This is a genomic window from Thermomonas sp. (assembly GCF_035369645.1).
Taxonomy (GTDB): domain Bacteria; phylum Pseudomonadota; class Gammaproteobacteria; order Xanthomonadales; family Xanthomonadaceae; genus Thermomonas.
Genome location: NZ_DAOOUM010000071.1, coordinates 1 through 7,604, shown reverse-complemented (window position 1 = coordinate 7,604; position 7,604 = coordinate 1). Strand labels below are relative to the sequence as shown.

Below are 7,604 nucleotides of genomic sequence, written 5' to 3'. Positions count from 1 at the left end.
CGGATGGCGAAGCGGTCACCATCCTAGAATTTCGCCCCGCCTACCGATGGGAGGCCGTCATTGCGGATAAATGGAAGCGCCAAGACCGCAAGAAACTGGCAAAGCCGGCCAGCAAAACCGCCAGCAAGGCGGCAAGCAAGCGCAAACTGAACCCGGCAGCAAAAGCGGCAGGTGATCGTGCTGCGCAATCCTCGCAACTGGCCAGCGATAAAGCCGCCAAGGCGGCGAGCAAACGCAAACTAGGCCGGCCAGCGAAAGCGGCAGGTGCGCGTGCTGCGCAATTCTCGCTGCGGGTGCCCGGCAGCGTGCTGAAACGCTGGCAGCATGCCGGCAAAGGGTGGCAAACCCGCATGGCGCAAAGACTGGCCACGCTGGAATGCGAACACCAGCCAACCAGCGCGCTCGATCTGGCGTTTTTGCCGACTACCCGCCGCAAGCGTGGGCAGGTGGAACCAAGCGACAGCAAAACCCCCATTTGCCTAAGGCTTCCCCCGGACGTGCTGGCCCGCTGGAAGGCTACCGGCCCCAGCTGGCAAACCCGCATGGTGGCGCGGTTAGCTGCGCCGTAGCGGTCAGGGAAGATAGCGTGAAGGTTCGGCCTGCGTTCGTGTTCGACAATGTCCAACCGCACGAAAAAGCAGGATGCCGGCTAGATGATCCCGAACAGACGCATTGCGCTTCCTACGATTCCAGCGGCAAGCAATACCAACAGCACCCGGTCGGTGGCGCGCTTGCGCCTCGCATTCGCCAAGAGTCGATCTTGTGCCGACGGAGGCGAGGCATCGGGTACCGGCGGATATACCCAATCCACCGCCGGCTTAATGATGCCGTGCAATGTCGATGAAACGGCACCAACCAACAGAAACGCGCCGATGATAATTAAAACTTCCATCCTTCGATCCTAGCATCAGAACCCAACACCCTTAGCCAACCGGCCCGCGCAACATCGGCAGCGGCTCCCCCTGCGGTGCATTGCGTAATGCGTCCAAATAGTCGGCCCATGCTTGCATCATCTTGCGCCGCTCGGGCATGTATTCGGCTTTGTTGTAAATCGCGCGCACGCCCTGCGACTTGTGCGCAAGCTGGCGCTCGATCGCGTCAGCACTCCATCCGCATTCATTCAACAACGTGGATGCCATGTGCCGGAACCCGTGGCCTACGATCTCGCCTTGCTCATAACCAAGCCGGCGCAATGCAGCGTTCACCGTGTTATCACTCATTCCCCGGTCTTTGGTGCGGGTGTTTGGAAACACAAATTTACTGCGCCCATTGACTGAACGCACATCCTCCAACATGGCACAGGCTTGCCGCGACAACGGTACGATATGCGCCGGCGCGGCGCGTTTTGCGGCCTTGCGTAACTTCATCCGTGCCGCAGGGATGCGCCACTCGGCGGCGACAAGGTCAAACTCTACCCATTCGGCAAGGCGCAACTCGCCGGGACGTACAAACACCAGCGGCGCAATGCGCAGCGCCGCGCAGGTGGTGAAGTTGCCTCGATAACCGTACATATCGCGCAGCAATTGGGCAATGCGCGCCGGGTCGGTCATGGTGGGCATGTGCCCTGCATCCGGCACCGAAAGCGCGCCGCGCAGGTCTGCCGCAGGGTCACGCTGCGCCCTGCCGGTAGCAATGGCATAGCGAAAAATCATGCTCAGCGAGTTGCGCACACGGTGGGCGGTTTCCACTGCGCCGCGTTCTTCGATGCGGCGCAACATTGCCAGCAACTCGGGCGGCTCGATCTCGGAAATAGGGCGGTGCCCCAATGCCGGGAACACGTCATTCTTGAGTCGCCCCAATAGCTTGACCGAATACCCCGGGGCCAATTGCCCGGCGCGCTTTTCAAACCACTCTAGCGCCACCGCCTCCATGTTGTTGCGCTTGGCATCATCAATAGCCATGCGGTCACGCTTGCGTTGCTCTCCGGGATCGTTGCCGGCGGCTAGTTGCACCTTTGCCACGTCGCGCGCCTTGCGCGCAGCGGCCCGGCTTACCGCTGGCCACGCCCCCAAGGCCAGCAATTTTTCTGCGCCGTCGTAGCGGTAACGGTAGCGCCACAGCTTTGCACCGCTAGGTTGCAGTTGCAGGAACAAGCCGCCGCCATCGTAAAGCCGATGCGGCCCCCCGGATTTGTAGCGGGCGCGATCAATTTGCAGCTCGGTCAGCGGCTTTGTATGGCGTGGCATGGCGTCACCAATGGGGGCAAAACCCCGTCGAATTTCCTACCTGAATGCGCGTTTGTAACAGAAACGGCCATTTGTAACACATGCAAAAACCCCGTTTGGTTACGCTGAAACGTAAGCGTGGCGCGGCTTGCACCGCTGTTACCGACGTAACACCAAAAAACTAATGACTTGGTGAAGAAAAATAAATTCAGGGGCAGGAAAACGGGAAACAGGACAAAACTGAATAAACGTGTTTTTTGGGGAGGCATACTTTTTGTACATACACCGGTAACGCGTTGGGGTATCGAAAAATTCGGAAATAGCCCGATACCCCAAACGATACCCCAAAAAGGTATGCGCAAGCGGGGAATAATGGGGGACTATTGGGGACATGTCAGGCACAAAAAACCCCGTAAAATCACGGGGTTATTGGACTATCCGGGACAGTCAGGGATAACCTGAATGGTGGGCACTGAGGGGATCGAACCCCCGACCCGCTCCTTGTAAGGGAGCCGCTCTACCGCTGAGCTAAGTGCCCGAGACGACTATTATCGCAGGCTAACGCGCGCAACGAAACCATTTGAACGAAAAAGCCCGGCATGTCGCCGGGCTTTTTGCTAACACCGAGCAGCTGCGATCAGTTGACCGCATCCTTCAGTGCCTTGCCAGCCTTGAACGCGGGGTTCTTGGAGGCCTTGATCTTGATGGTGTCGCCGGTGCGCGGGTTGCGGCCGGTACGGGCACCACGCTTGCGAACCGAGAAGGTCCCGAAGCCCACGAGGGTCACGGTGTCACCCTTCTTGAGGGCCTTGGTGACGGCGGCAATCATTGCATCGACTGCACGGCCAGCGTCGGCCTTGGTCAGTTCGGCGGCGTCGGCTACGGCTTCGACGAAATCAGCTTTGTTCATTGGTGTATTGGCTCCGTTGCGATGGGTAATGCGGAGAATCGGTTGACCGGGTGTCGGCGCTCCCCTGCCGTATTCCCGAGCTTGCCGCAGTGCGCCTCGTCAGTGCACCGCGGTTGCCAAACTTTATACCAGCGCCATTTCCAGCATGCAACACGAAAACAAGCTATGACGCGGGTTTCAGGGTGTCAAAGTGAAATTTCTTGCGTTTTACTTCGTATTCAGTGTTTGAGTGTGGGGCGCGGTGTGCTTTTTGCTCTGCCTTTCGGCACTGGCGGACGTGGACGCTGGGCCGCGGCCTTGCCAGCACCTTTGCCGGCAGTCTTGTTGGTGGCTTTCCGCACGGTGATGGGTTGCTCCAATGCCAGCTCTAGCACTTCATCAATCCATTTGACCGGCACGATTTTTAAATTACGGGTCACGGTGGCGGGCAGGTCGGCCAAATCTTTGCGATTTTCATCCGGAATCAGCACAGTCTTGATGCCACCCCGCAGCGCGGCCAGCAATTTTTCCTTCAGCCCACCAATGGCACTGACGCGGCCGCGTAGGGTGATTTCGCCGGTCATTGCAACGTCGTGTTTTACCGGCGTTTTGGTCAACATCGAGACCAATGCCGTGGCCATCGCGATACCGGCGCTGGGGCCATCCTTCGGCGTTGCCCCATCCGGCACATGCACATGCACGTCGTGCTTGTGCAGGAAGTCGATTTCGATTCCCAACTGCGCCGCACGCGCACGTACCACCGAGAGCGCAGCCGCGGCCGACTCTTTCATCACATCACCCAGTTGCCCGGTCAAGATCACTTGCCCTTTGCCCGGTACCAAGGTGGATTCGATTTGCAGCAAGTCGCCCCCCACTTCGGTCCAAGCCAAGCCGGTCACCAGTCCGATTTCGTTTTCGGCTTCGGCGCGCCCAAAGTCAAAGCGCTGCACGCCCAAATACTTTTCCAAATTCTTGGCATTGACCATCATCGTCTTCGTCGTGGTCTTGCCAGATTTGGCGGACTTCGCAGCTTTGGATTGCGGGCCTTGCAGGGCGATGTCTTTGACCACCTTGCGCGCAATTTTTGCAATTTCGCGCTCAAGGTTACGCACTCCCGATTCGCGCGTGTAGTAGCGAATGATGTCGATGATTGCCGACTCGGCAATCGTCAGTTCACCTTCACGCAAACCATTGGCCTTGATTTGTTTGGGCACCAGATAGCGAGTGGCAATGTTGAGTTTTTCTTCCTCGGTATAGCCAGGAATACGGATCACTTCCATGCGATCTAGCAACGGCCCGGGGATATTCATCGAATTGGATGTCGCCACGAACATCACTTCGGACAAGTCCAGATCGACTTCCAAATAGTGGTCGTTGAAAGCGTGGTTCTGCTCGGGATCCAACACTTCCAGCAAGGCAGAGGATGGGTCGCCACGGAAATCCATCGACATCTTGTCGATCTCATCCAGCACAAACAGAGGGTTCTTGCTGCCGGCCTTGTTGAGGTTCTGCACGATGCGTCCCGGCATCGAGCCCACATAGGTGCGACGGTGGCCACGAATCTCGGCCTCGTCCCGCACCCCACCTAGGGCCATACGCACAAACTTGCGGTTGGTCGCCTTGGCGATGCTTTGCCCCAGCGAGGTTTTGCCAACGCCAGGGGGGCCGACCAAGCACAAGATGGGGCCTTTCATTTTCGACACGCGCGACTGTACCGCCAGATATTCCAAGATCCGGTCTTTGACTTTTTCCAAGCCGTAATGGTCTGCATCCAGCGTGTCTTGCGCCGCCCTCAGGTTCTTGTGCACTTTGCTGCGCACGTCCCACGGCACGCCCAATAACCAATCCAAGTAATTGCGCACCACACCCGCCTCGGCCGACATCGGTGACATCTGCTTGAGCTTGGCGAGTTCAGTCTTGGCTTTGGTTTCCACCGCCTTGGGCATCTTGGCCGCAGCAATTTTCTTGGCGATTTCTTCCAGCTCATTGGGCGCTTCATCCAGCTCACCCAGCTCTTTCTGGATAGCCTTCATCTGCTCGTTGAGGTAGTACTCGCGCTGGCTTTTTTCCATCTGCGTCTTGACCCGGCCACGGATGCGTTTTTCCATCTGCTGCACGTCAATTTCGCCATCGACCAGCCCCACCAGCATTTCCAGCCGTTCGGCAGTATCCAGCGTTTCCAGCAATTTTTGCTTGTCGGTCAGGCGCACACCCAAGTGCGCGGCCACGGTGTCGGCCAGCCGCTCCGGCTCCTCGATACCTGCCAGGGTTTGCAACAACTCCGGCGGCAATTTGCGGTTGGTTTTGATGTATTGCTCGAACAAGGACAGTAGCGAACGTGCGATGGCTTGTACTTCGCGCGGCTCGCGTGTCGCCGTCGTTTCCACGTCATGCGCCTGGGCGAACAAGGCATCGTTGTATTCGTGGATGGCCTCCACACGTGCGCGCGACACGCCTTCAACCAATACTTTGATGGTGCCGTCGGGCAGCTTCAGTAACTGCAAGACTTGCGCCAAGGTGCCCACCGTATGCAGATCGGCCGCGGTCGGGTCGTCGGTCTCGGGGGATTTTTGCGCTACCAGCAAGATGCGCTTGTCGCCTTCCACCGCAAGATCCAGCGCATGGATGGACTTTTCGCGTCCCACAAACAAGGGGATCACCATGTGCGGAAACACCACCACGTCGCGCAGCGGTAGCACCGGCAGAATGGGCGCAGTGGTTGGGGTTGGGTTAGCCATGCAAGGTCTCCTAGTGCGGCACCACAATCGCGGCGCCAGCCTCGTTTATGGGGTTGTTGACGCCGCGTTGCAAGCGCTTTCACCAACACCAAACTTTTTTACTGAAAATCAATACGTTGCGGTCTCGCAAAAACAATCAAGCCGCCCAAAGGCGGCTTGATTTATTGCAGAGCAGGCCGCTTACTCTGCGGCCGCTACTTTGGGTGGGGCGCTTTGATAAATCAGGTAGGGCTCGGATTTGTGCTCGATCACCGAGTCATCCACCACCACCTTGCTGACGTTTTCCAGCGAGGGCAAGTCATACATGGTGTCCAGCAAAACCGACTCAACGATGGTGCGCAGGCCACGCGCACCGGTCTTGCGTTTGATCGCTTTTTTGGCGATCGCGGCGAGTGCGTCCTGACGAATCTCCAGCTCCACGCCTTCCATCTCAAACAGCTTTTTGAACTGTTTGGTGATGGCGTTTTTAGGCTCGGTCAGAATTTTGATCAGGGCAGCTTCGTCCAGCTCTTCTAGGGTGGCAACCACCGGCAGACGGCCCACAAATTCCGGGATCAGGCCGTACTTGATCAAATCTTCAGGCTCAACGCGTGCCAGCACTTGGCCGATATCAGCCTTACGCTCGGCGCTCTTCACCTTGGCGCCAAACCCAATACCGCCGGACTCGGTGGAACGCTGCTGGATCACCTTGTCCAAGCCGGCAAACGCACCACCGACGATGAACAGGATGTTGCGCGTATCGACTTGCAAAAACTCTTGTTGCGGATGTTTGCGCCCACCTTGCGGCGGCACGCTGGCCATGGTGCCTTCGATCAACTTCAGCAGGGCTTGCTGCACACCTTCACCGGACACATCGCGGGTGATCGACGGGTTTTCGCTTTTGCGCGAAATCTTGTCGATTTCGTCGATATACACAATGCCATGCTGTGCTTTTTCGACATCGTAGTCGCATTTTTGCAGCAGCTTTTGGATGATGTTTTCCACGTCCTCGCCGACGTAACCGGCTTCGGTCAGGGTGGTGGCATCGGCCATGGTAAACGGCACATTGAGCATGCGTGCCAACGTTTCCGCCAGCAGCGTCTTGCCCGAACCGGTGGGGCCCACCAGCAGGATATTGGATTTTGCCAGCTCGATGTCGTCCGACTTCTGTCGACTCTCGATGCGCTTGTAGTGGTTGTACACCGCCACCGCCAGCGTTTTTTTCGCACGCTGCTGGCCAATCACGTACTGATCGAGTACTTCGAGAATCTCGCGCGGCTTGGGCAGCGAACTGCGGCTGGACTGCGCCTTTTCCTCAAGCTCCTCGCGGATGATGTCGTTGCACAACTCCACGCATTCATCGCAGATGAACACACTGGGCCCTGCGATCAGCTTGCGTACCTCGTGCTGACTCTTTCCACAGAAGGAGCAGTACAGGATCTTGCTGTTGTCGCCGGTGTTGCGTCCCTGACGGTCTTCGCTCATTCGCCACTCACTTGCCGCGCATCCGCGCTTTCGGCCCGAGAATACCATATGCACCCGCCGGGCCTGACAGGCCGGTGCATCCCTGATTTATCGCCGGCGCAATCCAGTATCGGGGCTGCGCAGGCTGGTTCAATTGGCTTGAATCGACTCGTCCGGACGCCGCACCAGCACTTCATCTACCAAGCCGTATTCACGCGCAGCCTGGGCACTCTTGAAGTTGTCGCGGTCGGTGTCGCGGGCGATGGTTTCGATCGGCTGGCCGGTGTGGCGGGCCAAAATCTCATTCAAACGTTCGCGCATGGTCAAAATTTCACGCGCTTGAATGTCGATATCAGTGGCTTGGCCCTG

The 7,604-nt window shown here is 57.9% G+C and carries 7 protein-coding genes and 1 tRNA gene; 1 reads left to right on the top strand and 7 read right to left on the bottom strand.

The genetic code is table 11. From position 1 onward, the window contains the following. Nucleotides 1-569: BrnA antitoxin family protein (locus PK789_RS11105; RefSeq protein ID WP_324308847.1), on the top strand; the 569-nt coding region annotated here is incomplete at its 5' end. Nucleotides 570-649: 80 nt separating this feature from the next. On the opposite strand, the gene PK789_RS11100 is transcribed toward PK789_RS11105, so the two are convergent. The 7 genes from PK789_RS11100 to PK789_RS11070 all read right to left on the bottom strand — a co-directional run. Beyond that, on the bottom strand, nucleotides 650-892 hold the full coding sequence (locus tag PK789_RS11100) for a hypothetical protein (protein WP_324308846.1): 243 nt from the start codon (nucleotides 890-892) through the stop codon (nucleotides 650-652). 31 nt (nucleotides 893-923) lie between these two features. Next, nucleotides 924-2,186, bottom strand: coding sequence for a tyrosine-type recombinase/integrase (locus PK789_RS11095; protein WP_324308845.1), 1,263 nt, complete (start codon nucleotides 2,184-2,186; stop codon nucleotides 924-926). Between the two features lie 442 nt (nucleotides 2,187-2,628). Continuing rightward, nucleotides 2,629-2,703: transfer RNA gene (locus PK789_RS11090), tRNA-Val, on the bottom strand. A gap of 99 nt (nucleotides 2,704-2,802) precedes the next feature. Beyond that, the gene (hbs, locus tag PK789_RS11085) at nucleotides 2,803-3,075 is read right to left on the bottom strand and encodes a non-specific DNA-binding protein Hbs (protein WP_324308844.1); all 273 of its coding nucleotides are present in this window, start codon (nucleotides 3,073-3,075) and stop codon (nucleotides 2,803-2,805) included. A gap of 218 nt (nucleotides 3,076-3,293) precedes the next feature. Next, entirely contained in the window at nucleotides 3,294-5,792 is a 2,499-nt protein-coding gene (gene lon, locus PK789_RS11080) for an endopeptidase La (protein WP_324308842.1), read from the bottom strand. Nucleotides 5,793-5,972: 180 nt separating this feature from the next. Further along, on the bottom strand, nucleotides 5,973-7,256 hold the full coding sequence (gene clpX / locus PK789_RS11075) for an ATP-dependent Clp protease ATP-binding subunit ClpX (protein WP_324308841.1): 1,284 nt from the start codon (nucleotides 7,254-7,256) through the stop codon (nucleotides 5,973-5,975). Nucleotides 7,257-7,385: 129 nt separating this feature from the next. Further along, on the bottom strand, nucleotides 7,386-7,604 hold a 219-nt coding region (locus tag PK789_RS11070; RefSeq protein ID WP_324308840.1), incomplete at its 5' end, for an ATP-dependent Clp protease proteolytic subunit.